General features: G+C 30.9%; 17 protein-coding genes. 2 read left to right on the top strand and 15 right to left on the bottom strand.

From position 1 onward, the window contains the following. Nucleotides 1-4 precede the first annotated feature (4 nt). Complete coding sequence (locus ACWJKS_RS00705; RefSeq protein ID WP_216303379.1) at nt 5-1,135, top strand: glycosyltransferase family 4 protein; 1,131 nt, start codon at nt 5-7, stop codon at nt 1,133-1,135. A gap of 71 nt (nt 1,136-1,206) precedes the next feature. Here ACWJKS_RS00705 and ACWJKS_RS00700 read toward each other — a convergent pair whose 3' ends face one another. The 4 genes from ACWJKS_RS00700 to ACWJKS_RS00685 form a co-directional block, all read right to left on the bottom strand. Then, a complete protein-coding gene (locus ACWJKS_RS00700; RefSeq protein WP_462960255.1) occupies nt 1,207-2,262 on the bottom strand; it encodes a CotS family spore coat protein in 1,056 nt (351 codons plus the stop codon). Between the two features lie 32 nt (nt 2,263-2,294). Continuing rightward, on the bottom strand, nt 2,295-3,047 hold the full coding sequence (locus tag ACWJKS_RS00695) for a protein kinase family protein (protein ID WP_216303381.1): 753 nt from the start codon (nt 3,045-3,047) through the stop codon (nt 2,295-2,297). A 71-nt stretch (nt 3,048-3,118) separates the two neighbouring features. Continuing rightward, nucleotides 3,119-3,343 carry a hypothetical protein gene (locus tag ACWJKS_RS00690; protein WP_216303382.1) on the bottom strand — a complete coding sequence of 75 codons (225 nt, stop codon included), beginning with the start codon at nt 3,341-3,343 and terminating at the stop codon, nt 3,119-3,121. Between the two features lie 4 nt (nt 3,344-3,347). Next, nucleotides 3,348-4,358 (bottom strand): CotS family spore coat protein, encoded by a 1,011-nt coding sequence (locus ACWJKS_RS00685; protein ID WP_216303383.1) that lies wholly within the window; start codon nt 4,356-4,358, stop codon nt 3,348-3,350. Nucleotides 4,359-4,543: 185 nt separating this feature from the next. Between ACWJKS_RS00685 and ACWJKS_RS00680 the strand changes: the two genes are divergently transcribed. Then, nucleotides 4,544-5,677 (top strand): glycosyltransferase family 4 protein, encoded by a 1,134-nt coding sequence (locus ACWJKS_RS00680; RefSeq protein ID WP_220286857.1) that lies wholly within the window; start codon nt 4,544-4,546, stop codon nt 5,675-5,677. A gap of 108 nt (nt 5,678-5,785) precedes the next feature. Here ACWJKS_RS00680 and larB read toward each other — a convergent pair whose 3' ends face one another. The 11 genes from larB to ACWJKS_RS00625 all read right to left on the bottom strand — a co-directional run bounded on the left by larB (nt 5,786) and on the right by ACWJKS_RS00625 (nt 19,931). Further along, complete coding sequence (gene larB / locus ACWJKS_RS00675; RefSeq protein WP_216303385.1) at nt 5,786-6,532, bottom strand: nickel pincer cofactor biosynthesis protein LarB; 747 nt, start codon at nt 6,530-6,532, stop codon at nt 5,786-5,788. Nucleotides 6,533-6,589: 57 nt separating this feature from the next. Continuing rightward, nucleotides 6,590-7,843: a nickel pincer cofactor biosynthesis protein LarC gene (larC, locus tag ACWJKS_RS00670; RefSeq protein ID WP_462960254.1), complete on the bottom strand. Its 1,254-nt coding sequence runs from the start codon at nt 7,841-7,843 to the stop codon at nt 6,590-6,592. 200 nt (nt 7,844-8,043) lie between these two features. Continuing rightward, nucleotides 8,044-9,633, bottom strand: coding sequence for an alpha-amylase family glycosyl hydrolase (locus ACWJKS_RS00665; protein WP_462960253.1), 1,590 nt, complete (start codon nt 9,631-9,633; stop codon nt 8,044-8,046). Between the two features lie 47 nt (nt 9,634-9,680). Next, nucleotides 9,681-10,718 (bottom strand): LacI family DNA-binding transcriptional regulator, encoded by a 1,038-nt coding sequence (locus tag ACWJKS_RS00660; protein ID WP_462960252.1) that lies wholly within the window; start codon nt 10,716-10,718, stop codon nt 9,681-9,683. A gap of 91 nt (nt 10,719-10,809) precedes the next feature. Continuing rightward, entirely contained in the window at nt 10,810-11,889 is a 1,080-nt protein-coding gene (locus ACWJKS_RS00655) for a glycoside hydrolase family 130 protein (RefSeq protein WP_462960251.1), read from the bottom strand. Beyond that, nucleotides 11,876-14,143: a hypothetical protein gene (locus ACWJKS_RS00650; protein ID WP_462960250.1), complete on the bottom strand. Its 2,268-nt coding sequence runs from the start codon at nt 14,141-14,143 to the stop codon at nt 11,876-11,878. The genes ACWJKS_RS00655 and ACWJKS_RS00650 overlap by 14 nt, the downstream gene beginning before the upstream one ends. Before the next feature lie 58 nt (nt 14,144-14,201). Then, on the bottom strand, nt 14,202-15,173 hold the full coding sequence (locus tag ACWJKS_RS00645) for an ABC transporter ATP-binding protein (RefSeq protein WP_165413266.1): 972 nt from the start codon (nt 15,171-15,173) through the stop codon (nt 14,202-14,204). A gap of 1 nt (nt 15,174) precedes the next feature. Continuing rightward, on the bottom strand, nt 15,175-16,167 hold the full coding sequence (locus ACWJKS_RS00640) for an ABC transporter ATP-binding protein (protein ID WP_216303391.1): 993 nt from the start codon (nt 16,165-16,167) through the stop codon (nt 15,175-15,177). Nucleotides 16,168-16,177: 10 nt separating this feature from the next. Then, complete coding sequence (locus ACWJKS_RS00635; protein ID WP_216303392.1) at nt 16,178-17,089, bottom strand: ABC transporter permease; 912 nt, start codon at nt 17,087-17,089, stop codon at nt 16,178-16,180. After that, nucleotides 17,090-18,076, bottom strand: coding sequence for an ABC transporter permease (locus ACWJKS_RS00630; protein ID WP_462960249.1), 987 nt, complete (start codon nt 18,074-18,076; stop codon nt 17,090-17,092). A gap of 55 nt (nt 18,077-18,131) precedes the next feature. Next, nucleotides 18,132-19,931, bottom strand: coding sequence for an ABC transporter substrate-binding protein (locus tag ACWJKS_RS00625; RefSeq protein WP_216303393.1), 1,800 nt, complete (start codon nt 19,929-19,931; stop codon nt 18,132-18,134). Nucleotides 19,932-20,111: the final 180 nt, after the last annotated feature.

Raw genomic sequence — 20,111 nt, 5'->3', positions numbered from 1 at the left:
TAAAATGAAAATTGGAATTGATGCTAGAGCTGCAAAATGGTATAGAGGAACTGGTATAGGAACTTATTCTTACCAGCTAATTAATTCTTTAAATAAAATAGACAATTTTAATGATTATTCGCTTTTTGTGCCAGACGACTGTAAGCTTGCCATACCCTTTAAAGAAAATTTTCATATAGAAAGCATTAAGCAAGATAGTCAAAATAACTTTTGGAACGAGGTGAATATTCCTAACAAATTAATAGATAAATCTTTGGACATATATCACGTTCCCCAAAACGGCATTGGGCTGCCGTCAAAGAAAACCTGTCCCTTCGTTATTACGCTACATGATGTTATTCCGTATAAAATGCCAGATACAGTTGGTGAGCAATATTTAAAAATTTTCAATGAAAAATTGCCCAATATCATTCCCTTATGTGATGGAATAATTACTGTGTCTGAATATTCAAAGGAAGATATTATTAAAGCTTTTAACTACCCAAGAGAAAAAATATATGTCACTTATTTAGCTAGTGAAGATATTTATAAACCTTATGACAAAGCTCTTAGTAAATCTATAATCGAAAAAAATTACTCTATTACAGGAGACTATATTCTTTATATTGGAGGATTTAGTCCCAGAAAAAATATTCTCGGATTACTAAATTCATTTAGTCTGCTTTTACCAAAATTAAAAAAAGATATTAAATTAGTCATTGCAGGTAGCAAAGGTAAATCATATGATATATATAAAAAAAGAGCACAAGATTTACACATTGATGATAAAGTAATTTTCCCAGGTTTTATATCCATGACCTATATTCCCTTCATGTATAACGCTTGTGAGCTGTTTGTATACCCTTCATTTTATGAAGGTTTTGGATTACCTCCAATTGAAGCAATGGCTTGTGGCGTTCCTGTAATCGCCTCTAACGCCACCTCTATCCCCGAAATAGTTAAGGACTCAACTTTACTTGTAAATCCATATGATATTAATTCCTTAAGTGAAAAAATGTATAATGTGCTCCTTGATAATGACCTAAGACAATCCCTAATAACTAGAGGATTAAAAAGAGCCTCCACCCTAACTTGGGAACATACAGCTGCAACTACTCTAAGTGCTTATCAAAATATATTAGGGACACCTAAATAAATGTCCTTATTATCAAATTATCAAAACAAAAGCCCCACATAGTGTAATTACAACTATGTAGGGCTTTTAAACTAACAATTATAATGATTCTTAAAGGCCTCTAAAAACCCTTCTCTGTCTTCTCTGCCTTCCACTTTCTTCTTTAATCTGCTTAAAAACACCTCTTCACTCCACTGTTTTTTCCTTGTATAATAATCTCTAGCTATACTGTAAAAGTCCTCTGGAAAGCTAAGCATGCCATACAATACCTTTAATTCCCGATTATCTAATGGTAATACTTTAATATATTCGCTTAAAATACCATTGGCCTTTTCTATATCATAAGCAGAATTTTTGATGGCTTTATTTGTAAAGTTACAAATATCATGCACCTTTAAGTCTATAACTGCATAATCAAAATCTAAGAAATATACATCTTCCCTATTAATCAATATATTATGGTGAGCTAAATCATGATGGCAAAATACAATTTTCTCTTTTTCCTTGCATAAATTGTAATAATCTGATTCGCTTAGAATAACTATGCTTTGCATTATATTTTTCTCATAATATTCCTCATGTTCTAGAAATATATAATCAAATTCATTTTTATTTTCATTTCGAGTTGCTATGCTTTTAAAGAACATAAGATCATTTAATTTTTTTTTAAAATTTTGTATTATTCTACCACATAAGTACCGTTGCTCATTTTTTGCGAGTAACCTTTCAAATGGACCTTCATATACAAGCCCTTCCGATGCCTTATGAAGCTCAGCTATTGCCCTAGACGCGAGCATTACATCCACTGGGTTACTATACTCGCACTCTCTCCCTTCTACTAAATTCATAATACAATATATATCATTTTTCCAAGGGACATATATGAGTTTGGATTTTGTCTTTTCGAATTCAATGATCCTATTAAAATTATTATTTCTAATATACTCAATCGCATAATTAATGAATTCAAGTTGGGAAATGCTATAGTTTACTTTTTTTAAAACCTTATCACCTTTATCCGTATTAAGTATGAATACTTTTCTTACCGGAATAACATCATCAACTACTAGATCGAACTCGCTAAATAAATCTACATCTAAATCATATTTACTTAAATAAGCCTTATCTTTAAATCTAACATCTAACATGTTCTCACCTCTTTTATCATTGCATTAATAACTTAAATTAATGAATCCCCATCTTGAATCAAAGCTTTTATAAGTTTCTCAGAAAACCTTTCTTCATTCCAATTCTTTTTACCTGCCCGATGCTTATTACAACATCTCATGAATTCATGAGGGTAAGAAATTAAAGCTATTAAAAATTTTGAACTTCTTGTGTCTAGCCCTTCAATGTAGCAGAACTCTTGAGTAAGATTATGAAAATCAAGTTTCACTCCTTTTCTTTTTAACTTACTAAGCAAAAGGAAACAATCCATTTCCACCATATTGTAACTACAGTCTTTAAAACTAACCACTTCAATAAAATTATTTTTTCTAATATTTTTAAAATCTGTATTTCCTAAGCATATTTCGCAACGCCTCATGCTTCTTGTTATAATCCCTAAATAATCTGATTGGTATACTTCTCTTATACACTGTTCCCCTCTATCTATAACTTCCTTTCCATATTTAACAATTAATTGTTCAAATGAATTTTTCGGTTCATATTTTATAATATTATTTATGTCTCCGGCCAACTTTTTAATAGAAATTTTATAATCCTCTATGATTTTCCCTGTATTGTTATTTAACTTATTCCTTAGGTACCCATTAAATCCAAGAGATTTTTCATGCAAAGCATAAATAGCACGAAATTGTTCTATTATTGCTTCTTCAGTTACGTCTATGTTCTTAGATTCAATTTCACCTACATTTTTAATACCTTTAAACATCATATAATCTGAAAATTCATTATAGATGCTTATCGCCACTCGCACCACCTCAATTTAAATCTATTAGTCAATTGATATATAATAGCCAAGTGCTATACAATAGCCAAGTACTATCTGGTCTTTTTATAATTTTTGTCCATTTTCTTTAATATCTCTCTTTGCTGCAATTCAAGCTCACTAATTTTCTTTTTCCTTTTTCTTATTTTTTTCAGTTTTTTAACTTCCTCTTCCATATTCTCGAGCCTTATGTCATATTCCTCTACAGTGGATTCCTGCGGATCAATTACGTCAATTTCAAGCTCATCAATGCACCCATCCTTTTTATTTTTCCCCACAATACTACCTCCCATATTTTATTTTTATGAATTTCTCAATAAAAATTTGCTTATCCACTCTATCCTCACGCATTTTTTCAAGTTTCCTTAAGAAAAACTCCTCTCCCCAATCCTTTTTTTCCCAATAATATTGAATTCCTATTTGCCAATATTCCTGAGGAAATTCCATAAATGCTGCCATTACTTCTATATCACTTTTATATATCGAAAATGCATCATCATACGCTTCCATTATAAAAAGCGCATTTTCAGGACTCCATTTGCCATTCTTCATTCTTCGTATTAGAAGGCTACTTAAATCATGTAAATGAGTGTCTAGAATACAATAATCAAAATCAATAACATTCACGCCACCACTTTTATCTAATAATACATTATGATGAGCATAATCGTGATGGCAGAATCCCCTATGTTTAATTTCTCCTTTCATCTTACTTACATATTCACTCTTGCATAAATTTTCTATTGATCTATTACTCCGTGCGAGCTCTTCCCCCATTATTCTTAAATAATCGCTATCGAATTCCGTAATGCATTCTTTTTCACCTATTCTTCTTTTAAAATCCAATATTTCTCTTTCTCTAGTTTTAAAAGTTTCTATCCATTTAAGCCATCCTATTCTGGGCGACATGTCCGGCGTAACTTTAAAATTCAAACTTTTTTTATGGAGCTCTGCAAGCTTTGAAGTACATAATTTTATTTCCACTGGATTATCATAATTACATTCCCTTGCTTTTAGCCAAGGTGTTAAATAAGCGTATTTATTCTCAATGGCTATATACTCCTTGTTATCGATAGTCTCAATAATTTCCGGTATATTTTCAAAACCATTGCCCTGCAGATGTTTTATTGCACCAATAATAAATAAAAAATGCTTAAAGTCATAATTAATGATTTTCAAACAATACATGTCATTCTCAGTTTCTATCCTGTAAACATTTTTTATTTTCACTATATCATTAATACAAAGAGAATAATTATCTTGTACCGTCTCCTTTACTTCCTGGATTTCCAAATGCATGCCTCCGCAATATTGTTCTATTGCAGTATATGAACTTTCTCAATAATTTGTGCTTAATTATATTTTTATAATTAGCACACTTTTTAAGTAAAAACAATATATTAATATATATTGTCTTTCAAATGAAATTTATAATTATAAATATAGGGTTTTTATAATAATTTTAAGGAGTGAAACCTATGAAGATTGCAATTGATGCTAGAGGCATCAATTTCTATAGTGGAACAGGTATAGGAACTTATACCGAAAATGTGTTTAAAAATTTAATTAACATAGATAATGTAAATAATTACCATGTTTTTTGGTCAGGCAACAATTATGAAATTATAAAAAAAGAAAACTGCAAAATAGTAATGACCTCTAAAAAGCATCAAAGATTTTTTGAAGATTACTATTTTCCAGAAAACATTTCAAAAGAAAACATAGACATATATCATATGCCCCAAAATGGTATAGGTTTTTCTCAGGAAATAACTTGCAAGAAAGTAGTCACGATACATGATTTAATTCCATATGTTATGCCCGAAACAGTAGGCCGAGGCTATTTGCTGAAATTTTTAAAAGAGATGCCAATGATTATAGGAGGCTCTGATGGGATAATAACTGTATCCGAATTCTCTAAACGCGATATTTTAAAATTTTTCCCAGTAGACGAAAGTAAGATTTTTGTAACTCCTTTAGCTGCAGATAAAAAATATGTTCCTTTAGATAAGGTCCACTGTAGGAATTTCCTAAAAGCTGTATATAATTTAACAGATCCCTTTATACTCTACCTAGGAGGATTTAGTGAAAGAAAGAATGTGGCTTCTGTCATAATTGCTTTTTCTAAAATATATAAAGATTTAAATAAAAAGTATAATTTAGTTATTGTAGGTGGCTATAAAGATTCCGGTCAAAAACTCATAAAACTTGCGAATGAATTGAAAATAGGCTCGCATGTTATTTTTATCGGTTTTGTACCTGAAGATCATTTACCACTTTTCTATAATTGCTGTGATACTTTCATCTATCCATCTTTTTATGAGGGCTTTGGACTCCCCCCTTTAGAGGCAATGAATTGCGGCACTCCTGTAATAGCATCTAACCTTACTTCTATTCCCGAGGTAGTGGGTGACGGTGGGATTTTAATAAATCCATATGATATCTCAGAGATGTCTCTCGCCATAGGTAACTTATTAAGTAATGAAGCTCTAAGATCAGAATTAAGTTCTAAAGCATTAATAAGATCTAAAAAATTTTCATGGCAGAACACTGCACAATGCACTCTCAAAGTCTATGCAGATATATACAATCGCGAATCCCCTGCTCAATAAGAAAAGTATATATTACTGCAACTATATTTTATGTAATATACACTTTTCAAACACACCATAATTAAGGCTTGCATAATGAGTATGCAAGCCTCCTTTTTAAAAATTAATTTATAGTTTATTGATAATACTTGCTAAATATCCTGCGCCAAAGCCATTGTCAATATTAACAACACTAACTCCACTAGAACAGCTGTTTAACATTGATAGCAATGCCGAAAGTCCTTTAAAATTAGCTCCGTATCCTATACTAGTTGGAACAGCTATAACTGGTTTATCCACCAAGCCTCCAACTACACTAGTTAAAGCGCCTTCCATTCCCGCCACAGTAATAACTACCTTCGCGCGCCTTATAACATCTAGATTTTCAAACAACCTATGAATACCCGCTACTCCTACATCATAAATTCTTTCAACTTTATTCCCAAAGATTTCTGCTGTAATAGCTGCCTCTTCCGCTACTGATATATCAGAAGTTCCCCCTGTTACTAATGCAATATATGTACTTGGAATCTCTACGTCCTTTTTTTTAATTACAATTGTTCTTGCAAGTTCATTGTACTCAGCATCATCACATACCTCTTTTACCCCTTCATACATGATCCTAGATGCCCTTGTACCAAGAATATTTATATCCTTAGTAATCATTAAACTAACTATACCCTTTATTTGATCCACAGTTTTCCCTTCACAATATATAACCTCCGGGTACCCAACTCTAAGTTCTCTATGATTATCGATTTTTGCAAATCCTAAATCTGAATAAGACAAATCTTTTAACTTATCTACACCATCATCAATGGATATATTACCATTTTTAACGGACTTAAGGAATTTCTTCATTTCTTCTGTATTCATATATTCTCCACCTTTTTTAATTTAAGCTTACAGTTTTATGTTTTTATATCTATAATGTTATATTTCATTCCTTAATGTCTCATATACTTTGCTTATAGGGAGTCCCACACTTCGGGCTATTTTCTTACACTCCTCATATTCTAACTTATTCTTTATTTTTTCACCTTTGTAGTAAGCTTCTTTCACAGTAACTTCACCATAGCTAGTGTTCATTTTAGTAAATTCTCTTTGGAGCATTGTTTTATGTACTTTAAAACTTCTTACTCCAAATGTAGTAGTTTCTCTAAATAATACTTCTTTCATCTTTTCAATTTTATCTTCTTTACATAAAACACTTATTTTTACGCCTGGTCTGCCTTTTTTCATTATAATTGGAGTTAAGTATGCATCCAAAGCACCCTTTGTAAAAAGCTTATCAAGAATATACTCATATATCTCTGGATTCATATCATCTATATTACATTCCACAATTTCTTGAAATACTTCCCCTTCATTTTCTTTCTTTTCAGTATCAGACAAATTATTTACCTCTTCTACTAACATGACCCTCAGTACATTAGGAATTTCAGTATCTCTGTTACCAATGCCATAGCCGATCTTCTTAATAATAAAATCGTTATCATCTTTGAATTCAGAGACGTTAGCTGCAAGAATTGCAGCACCTGTAGGTGTTGTAGTTTCAAAAGGTACAGCTCCCATTTTTACCGGTATCCCCTTCAAAATTTCCACAGTAGCAGGTGCTGGTACTGGTATAAGTCCATGAGCACACTTAACAAACCCACCACCAAGTTCTATAGATGAGCTCATTATTTTATCAACATTTAAATGACTTATGCAAATAGCAGCTCCTACTATATCCACAATAGAATCTATTGCACCTACCTCATGGAAGTGAACTTCATACAATGTTTTTCCATGAACCTTTGCCTCAGCTCTCGCAACCCTCATAAACATTTTTTTGCTTAATTCTTTCACTTTAGAACTTAACTCACTACAATCTATAATTTCCTCAATATCTTTAAGGTTTCTATGTTCCTCATGGCTATGATCGTTGCTCACATGCCCATGAGAGTGTTCTCCTTCACTTCCATCCTGAGTATGTACATGATGATGCTCCTCTAAATCTACATCCACCTTAGTGCCCTCTATACCTTTTCTACTATCTCTCGATACTTTTATTTCATACCCATTTATATTTAGCTTTTTTAATTCCTCGATTAAATATTTCTCGTCTATACCTAAGTCTAGCAACGCTCCTAAATTCATATCACCACTAATACCTGAAAAACAATCATAATAAAGCATTTTCATTCTCATCCACTCCATTTCTTTTGTATTTATCTCATTGTACCAAATAAATAAATATTATAGGTTATATATATATAAATTATAAAAAAATATGCACTTATTATTATGCGATTTATTTATTACTATGTCTGACTTTTTTATTTAAATTCTAAAACAAAAGCCTTAATATTTGAAAAGAAATAGGTATATCTGCTTTGATATACCTATTTCTTTTCAATTATTATAAAATCAAACTGATTCAATTTCAGCCCATTTTCTATACTATTGCTACAATATAAAACTTGACCAATGCTATTTTCTATATATACCTTAATCCCAAAGTTAATTACAATTCTAATTACTTCATTATTAAGTTCTCTTTCTAAAATAAGTATATTTTTCTTAAAGAAAATAGTTTTATATGTTCCATATAATAAACATGGATTATTATACCTTATTTTAATAAGGTCTTTATACAAGTATAATAAACTTTTTTTATTTTTTTTACAAACTTCTACTGATATGTCATCTACCTTATCTTCTATGTTTATCCAAGATTTACTCTTGCTAAATCCATAAAACTCCGAATTTTCCCATTGCATTGGACTTCTTGATTTATCTCTAGAACTCTTATTTGCACTAGCTAATGCTTCTTCTGTACTTTTCCCTTTTGAAATTTCTATATTATATTTTGTAATCCCTTGAACATCATTCATTTTGTTTATATCGAGGCAAACCAAATCCTTAATCCCAATTTCCTCTCCAAAATACATAAATGGAACACCATAAGTTGTTAATAATAAAGCTGCCATCGCTCTTTCAATTCCATTTTTCTCTCCATTTGGATTAAATCTTGAAACACTTCTTCCCATATCATGGCTATTAAAAAATATTGTTGGTATTTGCTCTGAATTGTATTCCTCATTCATAGCTTTAATTTCTTTATATATTTTCTCCGCTGAAAATCCCTTCATACTACCTAAGTTGAAATTGAATACTACGTCTAATAAATTCTTACCGGAGTAATTTTTCAGTTCAATTAACTCATCTGATCCAATTTCTCCTACGAGGAAAATATCTTCTTTTATTTCTCTTATATCTTTTACTAAAGTTTTTATAACGTCTATAATTCCATCTTGATCTTTATCATTTCTATGTATTTGTTCACATTTTTCATCATATGGATTATCTTTATTAAAGTCATTTTTTATTGTTAAAAAGTTAATTACATCAAATCTAAATCCATCTACTTCTAGGTCAATCCAATATTTAAGTACATCTTTCATTGCATCATAGACCTTAGGTTCTGCCCAATTCAAATCTACTTGCTCTTTTGCAAATGCATGATAGTAATATTCCTTTGTTTTCTTATCAAATTCCCAAGCATCTCCACCAAAAAATGACTCCCAGTTGTTAGGTTTGTCTTTTTTCCATATATAAAAATCTCTTTTTTCATTATCTTTAGAGCTTCTTGATTCTTTAAACCATGAATGTTCACTTGATGTATGATTTAAAACTATATCAACTATTACTTTTATTCCTAAATCATGTGCCTTATTTATGAATCCTTTAAATTCTTCTAAAGTACCATAACATTTATCAATATTATAATAATCTGATATATCATAACCATTATCAACTTTAGGAGATGGATAAAATGGTGTAAGCCAAATCCCTTTAATACCTAATTCACTTAAATAATCTAATTTAGATGTTATTCCTTTAAAATCCCCAATTCCATCGTTATTTCCATCCATAAAACTTGACATATATATTTCGTAGAACACACATTCTTTCCACCACTTTTTATCCATGTTTTTTACTTCTCCCTATTTGAACAGATTATAAATTAATCTATACTTTACTCTTTTACACCTACTGAATCTCTTTCAATTACACTTACACTCATAATTATATTTTCATTTAGTTCGTTTTTATGATCTAACCTCCATAATAATTTATTTAAAGCTTTACGTCCCATTAATTCCTTTTCTACTCTCACTGTTGTAATATTAGGCACAACAAATGAGCTTAACACTATATCATCAAAGCCTACAACTGCTATATCTTGTGGAATTGAATATCCCATTTCCTTAAGTGATGAAATTAGAATAATAGCGGCATTATCATTTGAGCATACAAATGCTTCTGGCATATCCTTTAAGCACTTTATTTTTTCTTTTACCCATTCTAAATCTTGTCTTATTACATACTCTTCTAAATTATCTAAAACTGAATATCTATTTATAAAATCAATCATTTTATTTTCTTCCTTGAAATTTATAAATTTTTTCATAGCTTCTTGATATCCAAAAAATCTTTCCTTTACACTTAGAGAATATTCTAGCTCTCCAAAAAAACCTATTTTTTTATATCCACGGTCTAAAAGTAATTTCGTAATCTTAAAGCTTCCAAGCTTGTTATCTGTCAAAATACTATCTGTACTTTCTAATAACGATGTATGATCTACTAAAACTACTGGCGCCTTATAACCTTTTAGCTTTATCAAATAACCATCATCTATTGCACCTATTACAACTACTCCACATACCTTCTTATGTTCAATGCAACTTGGAATATTTTCCTCATTTTCATCAATCATACACGTAATTATGTCGTATCCATTTTTTCTCGCTTCCTCAACTATCCCCATCATTATCTTAGAATAAAAATAATTATCTTCAAAATATAATTTTCTTATTAAAACACATATATTTTTACTTGCATAAGACAGAATGAATTTAGTTGATTTTTCCAAATAACCAATCTGCTCTGCCACATCAAGAACTGTCTTTCTTGTTTCTTCACTAACTCCTGCCTTTCTATTTAATGCTAATGATACTGCATTAATAGATATATTTAATTTATCTGCTATATCTTTCATTATTACTTTTCTCATCTAATATCTCCTACCATAAATATACTATAAGGCTATCAGTTAATTTTATCAAATTATCTCCTGCGGAGCTACAATATTAAGGATTTATGTGTTATTTATCCATTAAAGTGAATATATCTTCTATTTTTATATCTGCTCTACAAACTTTATCATCTGCTGCGCCATAATATATTTTAACAATAGCATCTTCAAATAAACATCCACATGTAAATACTACATTACCAAAAAAACCTTCTTTTTCATAGGTAGCTTTTGGTTCTAATATAGCTCTACTTGTTTTGGCTAATATTTTGCTAGGATCATTTTTATCAAGTAAGAATGCTCCTAAGCAATATCTATCATTTTTATCTGCTGCATGATAAATTTTTATCCAACCTTTTTCTGTTAAGAATGGTACTGCACCTCCTCCAACCCTTCCATTTTCCCATGCTCCCTCATTTGAACCACCATAAAAATGTTTTTGTTTTCCCCAATGTACTAAATCAGGTGATTCTGCTATCCACATATCTGCTCCGCCGATTGCACATGGAACGGGTCTATTAAATGTTATATATTTCCCGTTTATTTTTTCTGGGAATATAGTTACATCTTTATTTTCTGGGGCAAATATAATTCCATGTCTTTCATAAGTTTTAAAATCCTTTGTAGAAACTAACGAAGTGGCTGCACCATTTCTAGTCACAGATGTATAATTCACATAATATGTATCCTCTATTTTAGTTATTCTTGGGTCCTCCATTCCCCATTCTTCTTCTGAAGCTGTAAGTTTAATAAAAGCTTCATCTTCTATGATGAAATTTTCTCCATCCTTTGATCTTGCTATCCTTATATGTGATAATGAAGTTAAATAAGCAATTTTTCTTACTCCTCCAATATGCGTAATCCATAAAGAACGTGCATCTGAATAATCATATTGCGTATCTATTTCTTTATTAAATGAAACTATGTCTATTACATCTTTTCCATCTATGTTTACTACTACAGGTATCTTTACTTCATCTTCCTTATCAACTTTAACAGATTCTGCAACTCTACATAATAATAGATATTCATCATCATATTTACAAACACCACAGTTAAATACGCCATCAACTTTAAAATCTTCTCTACTTGGTTTCACGTCACTTGGTTTTATAAGGGGATTCATATTACTTCTTTTAGCAAAACTCATTATTAACACACCCTTTTGTTTTTCTTATTCCTGCTACCTCTAATGCTGTTATTGCAAATACATTCCAAGAAAAAACCCTTATAGATTTCCATAAACACCCTTCCTTAGATAAATCCGTTGGTAAAAATTCATGACTTACCGGATCATCTTTAATTAGGTTTATCTCTCTATCCATTCTATTTAAAATCCTGTTCTTATAGTCATCTAATCCATATCTCACTCCAACTGCATATGCCATTATCTCTTCTCTAAGCCAGCTACCGCCATTATAATATACTCCATCACTCCAGCTAAACTTTTCATCAAAAGGACTATCAACCCCACTAAAATACTTGTTATTAACATGTCCTATAAAAGTTGCGCAATCATTAATAACTGGTATTTTTTCAAGTGTATTTTTTACAATTCCCTCATTAAGTAACCCTTCATTAAAGAACCATAATGAAACAAATTCAGGCATCAAATCACCTACTGATATAGCATCTTTATAGTCTAAAGTATTTAATAAGTATCCTTTTTCATTGCTATAAAAGCTTTTATACCCAATATTAGCTTTCTCTATATAATCATCTGGCACATCTATGCCTAAGGCCTTAGCAACTTTTAATGTCACTGCAAATACACCCTGATTAACTGATACACTTGATGTTTTTCCACCTTCAAAATATGTTTGAACATCATTTTGACCTAATACAAAATGTGATTTTGCTATACCATCACCATCTTCATCAAACTCATTAATACAATAGTTATAAGCTTTTTTAACTTTGCTCATATTAGGTTCTATTCCATACTTGATTTTATTTATATATGCCCACCATATCCATTCACAAGTAGCTTCGTTACCTTTTACTTCTAAGCTTCCCATATATGGGGTTATTATGGTTCCTATTGTTCCATTTTCATTTTGAGTTGAACCCCACTTTTCCCAAAGTTTTTTGCTCAATTCCTTATCATTTACCCCCGCTACACTCCAAAAAGAATCTCTATTATACATATCTGGGGCATAATTTAAGCTAGGTACATTTAATGGCAAAAAGTCATATGCACTAGTTATCCATGTTAACATCTGCATATCTGCAAAAAGAATTTTTTCAACATCACTTCCATTAAACCCTAACCCATCTGCTAATAACACTTGGCTGTAGTAACGTATATCTCGAAGACCATCCATTTGCTTAATAAGTATGAATAACTTCTTCTCACAACTTTTACCTTGTTCCAACCTATGAAATGGTTTTTCTATACCATTTACCTTAGTTACCTTTAAGTTTTTTATATCAATAGATTCATTATCATTACTCTTTATCACTAAGAGGCTCTTTTTATTTTCCGTATTTGATAGTATTAATCCATCTTGGAAGCTAGTCCATGTTTCCTTATAAGATGGTATATTATTCTGATAATCAAAACCATGTACTTCGTAATTATCTTTTGTTAATTCTTTCAAAACAACTACACTTAATTTTCCATTTATCCTATGATCAAAACTTATATCATAATACCCATCTTCAAGATCTAGTGTTATGATTAAACTTCCTTCATTATCTTTATTTATAAAATCATTATCTACTTCAACAACTTCTTTTTTCCCGTTATTAAAATCTATTAATTCTCCTAAAGTTATCTTCACATAATGATCACCTTTTTCTCTATCAGATAAAGTTGAAACTCTATAAAGATTAATATCACAAGCCTCTTTTATTGCTGTAAATCCTAGTTTGTTATAATGTGGCCTTCTTCTAATATTTCTTGTCCAATAATTTCTGTGTCCAGCATCTGTCAGCAATCCAACATATGCTTTTCCCACTACATATCCCGCTGCTGGAAATACTTCTCTCACCACACCACCATTGTTATTATCATTATCAAAACTCCAATAACATTTTGGCTCCTCACTTGGAATTATAGAGTTCTCTATACTATAAAACAGCATAGGTATATTTGTTTGCTTAAGTATTATTCTTTTCTCCACTAAGGCCTCATTAACTACCTTATAAACAACTTGAATATCTATATACGTTTCTAGCATCTTGCAGTAATATCTACAATTACAGATAATTTCATTTTCATAATAACCAACAGTATCAATATCTATATTACTTATAACCTCTCTATATGATCTATCTTCATTTTCTATAGTAATCTTTATATTTTTAATATCATCCTTTGCTACAACTTTGTTACTATTCAACAAACTTACTGTGTATTTCTTGTTTTCATCTTTACTAATGTCTATAGAAATTCGCTCCACCGTAATAACACACTCCTATTTGCTATATTAAATCATCCCCTGATGAACTGAACTGTCGTTAAATAGTTTCTGCATGGTGACATGCAACAAATCCATCCCCAAGTTTTCTTAGTTTTGGTTCTTCTTTTTCACATAATTCATTTGAATAAATACATCTTGGATTGAACTTGCATCCACTTGGTAAATCTTTAAGACTTGGAATATCCATTGTCTTTAACGGTAAGTTTGAAATCATATTTTTATTTCTTGGATTTGCAACTGGTACCGCTTTTAATAAAGCTTTAAAATATGGATGTTTAGGATTTGTTATTGCATCATTTATATTATTTAATTCCACAATTGATCCTAAATACATAACCAGAACTCTCCCCTCATTAGCTATATATCTTGCTGTAGCTAAATCGTGTGTTATGTAAACAAAAGAAATTCCATGTTTTTTGTTCATCCTTGCCATTAAATCTAATAACGAAATTCTTAATGATACATCTACCATCGATACTGGCTCATCTGCTACTATAAGCTTAGGTTTCACTAATAAAGCTCTTGCTAATAATATTCTTTGTCTTTGTCCTCCACTTAATTGATGCGGATATTTATGTAAAAACTGATCAACTGGAGTTAATTCTACTTCCTCTAGATATTCTGTACATAGATCTAAAGCTTCTCCATTTGTTTTAACAATTTTATGTTTTAGTATAGGGGCGCTTAATGATTGGAAGATAGTTTTATTTGGATTTAATGCTGCAAATGAATCCTGATGCACCATTTGCACCCCCATTCTAAAGTCCTTATAATCCCCCCTTTTTAGAACATTTATATCTGTTCCTTTATAAAGTATTTTCCCCTCTGTCGGTTTATGAACATCTGCGATAATCTTTCCTAAAGTAGTTTTACCACAACCACTTTCCCCTACTACAGCTAATATTTCACCGTCTCCAATTTCTAGATTAATATCCTTTAATACTCTAACCTGTTCCTTTCCTTCTCCAAAACTTTTACTTACACCCTCTATTTTTATTAAATTACTCACTTTAAATTCCCTCCCAGTACTTACATCTACTATAATGATTATCCTTTACCTTGATAAGCTCTTTACTATTTTCATCCGACCCATCACAGCCAACCTTTCCCTTATAAATACACCTATTTTTAAATCTACATTCACCTTTTAAATCTAACATATTAATAGGTGCCCCTTTTATAGATCTTCTTGTGGTTACATCATCATATAATGAAGGTATTGCAGCTAATAATGCTTTTGAATATGGATGCTTCGGCGTTTCGTATACATCTAAAACATCACCAACTTCTACTAATTCTCCTGCGTACATTACAGCTATTCTATCAACCATAGAGCCTATTATTGATATATCATGAGTTAAAAACACTATAGAAACTCCATTTTCTTTATTTATTTTTCTTAATATCTCCAATATATACCACTGGGTTATTACATCTAAAGCAGTAGTAGGTTCATCCAATATTATTAACTTTGGTTCAAGTAATAAACTTAATGCTATTAATACACGTTGCTTCATTCCACCACTTAGCTCAAATGGATAAGAATCTAGAACTTTTTCATCTAACCTAACAAAGTTCAATAACTCTTTTATACGGTTCATCATTACTTCATTAGATACTTTATCTAAATGTGTAGTATAAGTTTCAACAAAATGATCTTTTATCGTTGCTATTGGATTAAGTGAATTTTGTGCAGCTTGAAATACTGTTGATATATCTTTCCATCTATATTTGTTATATTCCTTTTCCGAAAGGGCTAATAAATTTACACCATTAAAATAAACAACTTCTCCGCTTGATATTCTACCTGGCTCTCTTACTAAATTTAACATGGCTGAAGCTAAAGTTGATTTACCGCTTCCACTTTCTCCTATTATCCCTAACATTTCACCTTTATAAATATCTAAAGTAATATTATCTGCGGCCTTTAAAACTTTATCTTCATTAAAATATTTTACGTCAAATTCTACAGTTATATTTTTACATTCTAATAATTTTTCCATACTCTCACCCCTAAACTCCCATTACTTTTGTTTTTCTTTTTATAGCTATAGTAGTTTTTATTCTTGGGTTAAATGCGTCCTCTAACCCTTTACTAAACATAAAGCATCCTAATTGGAATAAAACAATCCCTACAATTGGTGTTAATAGATATATTATCGCTTTTGAACCAAATAATGCTCCCGTTTTGTTTAATGCCATATCCAGCATTATTCCCCAATGATCTCCTTTAAACGGAGCTAATCCTAATACCATTAATCCAACACTTGCTAGTATTGATGATTTCATTATCATAATAAAGTTAACTGCTATGTATGATATAATATTGGGTAAAATGTCATTTATAATAATATAAATCTTACTCATACCTAAAATTCTACTTGCCTCAATAAAATCTCTATTTTTCAAAGATAATGTTTGTGACCTTACTGCCCTTGCAAGTCCCGCCCACGACCATATACTTAATATAAGCCCAAACTTTAATGAACTATCAATATTTACTATTAATGACATAACCATTAATACAGGAAAGTTAGGTATTGTCTGAACTACATTAGTTATCATCATTAAAATATCATCAACTATTCCACCAAGTAATCCTGATGTAATCCCTACTGTAACCCCAATACTCAATGTGAAAACACCTGCATAAAGAGCTATTGTTAAAACCTCTCTTGAACCTAATATGAATTGTTTCAATGTATCTTTTCCTGCAAAATCGGTACCTAATAAATGTTGAAATGATGATCCTTGTAATCTATTTACATAGTTAGCCTTATCAGGAGTTAACATAATTGGTCCTAATATTGCCATCAATGTAAATATGATTAATATAAAAGCTCCAAAAGTTGCTTGTTTATTTGTAACTATTACTCTCGAGAAATTAACTATCCCTTCCCATAATGAACTTAGCTTGTTTTTCATTTATGCTCTCCCCTTCCTTCTTAAACGAGGGTCTACAAACCCATATAATAATTCTACTAAGAAGTTACATAAAATAACTGTTATTATTATTACAAAGAACATCCCTTGCATTAAAGTAACATCTCTATTTGCTGTTGCATTATTTAAATAATAACCAACCCCTGGATATGAAAATAAATTTTCTATAAGTGGTGAACCACCTACTAATAATCCAAAAGTAGTTGCTAATGATGTAACCATTGGCAACATTGCATTTCTACCTACATATTTAAAAATTATCTTTTTATTAGTTATTCCTCTTGCCCTTGCATATTGAATATAATCTTCACTTAATATTCCAACTGCTATTGATCTCATATTTACTATCCAGTTCACTACGTTAACAATGAAGAATGCCAGTATTGGTAAAATAGCATGTTTTGCAACATCTGCTATAAAAGCCATGTTAAATCCGACATCAACCATTGTTGAATAGGCCCCTTTAGATGGTAGCATCCTTAAATTCACTGCAAATATTAATATTAAGAAAAACCCTATAATATACTCTGGTATAGCTCCTAAAACCGATGCCGAGGTATCTAATAAAAGATTTAGCTTTTTATTTCTTTTCCACGCAGCAACCATCCCAATGCTTATACCTACTGTAAATGCTAGTATTGTTGAAACACCGGTTATAAGCAATGTCCATGGCAATGCTGACATTACTATATCTTTAACATCTGTTTTAAACTTTAATGACTGTCCTAAATCTCCATTTAATATTCCTTCACCAAAATCTAAAACCCTTTCAGCCAGTGGAACATTTGGATCATAATTCAACTGCATAACAGCTCTTTTATATGCTTCCTCATAAGGCACTCCTTGTGTACTAACCATTTCCCTAGCTAATACATCTACAGGATCTCCGGGCATAAGTTCTATTATTAAAAATGTTACTATAACTGCAAATATAACAGTTAAACATAACATTAAAATTTTCTTTATCATAATGATCCTCCCTTGAAAAAAGGTGTCCTATAATATGTATAAGACACCTTTAATATTATTTTCCCAAAGTTATAGTCTTTTCTTTTATTAAAGTTGCAAGTAGATTTTCTCCTACACCGGAGTATCTAACATCTTTTATTGTTTCATCATTTCCAAACCCTAAAGTAACATTATCTTTTAGAGTTCTTATCGGGAATCCTTTTTCTAAATAAGGAATAAAATATGCTTGCTCATTAGTTATTTTCATTAATTTCTTAGTTATTTCTTGTACTTCATCACCTTTGGCTGTAAATAGTTTCTTAACTAAATCAGTTACATTTACTTCTTCACCTTCTGACTCAATAATTATATTTCCTTCTTCGTTTGTCTCTAATCCCATTAAGAATGGTCTCGATCTATAAATTGCTTCGTAACTTCCATATGGATGTGCATATAGTACATTCCCAGTTGGGGCAAATTCAATAATTACAGTGTGCTCTTTCTTAGTAAAGTAATCATTAAACGCTGAACCTTCCATTGGCCTAAATTGAACATCTAATCCAAACTCTTTAAGTTTTGTTGCAATTGCTTCACCTGGCAACATAGCTGAACCCCACCCATTGTTACAAGCTAATTCAAATGTTACAACTTCGCCTTTTTCATTTGTCCAAGTACCAGCAGCATTTCTATTCCAACCAATCGATGTTAGTAATTTTTCTGCCTTTTCAGGGTCAAATGAATAATCTGTTAATTCATTTTTCGCAAAATCTTTTACTCCCCAGCTTTCTTGTAATGTAGCTGGAAGACCTGTTAATGTAGTCTCACTTTTTAAACTACCTGGTTCTGTTAATGGCATTATTTCTTCTCTATTAATTAAATAAGCCATAGCTTGTCTAAATTCTTTTTTATTTGCAGGATATTTTTGTGTGTTAAATACAACTGACATTTGACTAAATTCTGAAACATACTGCGCTTTATATGTGTCTAAACCCTTTTTAATTTGTTCTTCTACATCTCTAACAATACCACCACTGTGCATATCTAGCGTTCCATCCACCATAGCTGTTGCCGCTGTTTCCGGTGTAACTACTCTCATAACCCTTAATTGTTTAATATCTAATTCTTCACGGTAATTTTGATTTTGAACTAATAACGCTTCTGAAGTTGTAATATTTTTTGCAGTAAATGGGCCTGATCCAATAGTTTCCTCTACTTTTGGCTTAAATCCTTCTAATTGAATATTTAAGTCTTGTAACTTCTTATTAGACTCTTCTAAATACCAGAAAGTTAGTGTTTCTGGATGATACTTTCTTCCTGTCATTGCTATTTCTTTATATTTTTCTGCCCACTTACCATATACTGATGTAGGTGCATTAATTTTAATATCAAAGGCCATATTTATTATTAATGGACTTTCTGTTTTAAAGTTAAACTTCATAGTTGTATCATCTACAATTTGTATATTTTCTAAAAATTCCCAAACCTGTCTTCTTCCAATATTCATATAGAAAGTAGTCTCAACATCTCTAGTAGTTAATGGTGACCCATCACTCCACTTTAGTCCATCTTTTAATTTAACTGTTAAAACTTTATTTTCAAATGTATAACTTTCCCCTAAATGAGATTTAAATTTTGCTGACGGAAATGGTGCATATACAAATAGGTTATCTTGCATATACGGTTCGATACCGTTTACAAATCCGCCTATAAATGGATTGCCATGTGCAGCTGGAGGCACTATGTAATCACCATTAATAACTAGTGTTCCATCCGGATTATTACTTGAGTTCGCTTTATTGCTTCCACCACACCCTACTAATAATGACGTTCCTAATAAACAACTCATTAAAACTGCAACTACTTTATTTTTTCTCATTTTAAATTTCTCCCTTACTATTTTCTCATTAAATCATCTCCTGGGCAGCTGCAATAGCTTCGCATAAGATGCATTGACTACTTCAGAATGAGACTTATACCCCCACTGAATTTTTCTATTTGTTAGGGCAAGTATCTCCTACTTATAGTAGATACTCCCACTTATAGAAGTGGGAGACTT

It is taken from the genome of Clostridium sp. CM038 (assembly GCF_055081105.1).
Note: the sequence above shows the minus strand (reverse complement) of the source record. Positions and strands in the feature narration are given on the sequence as shown.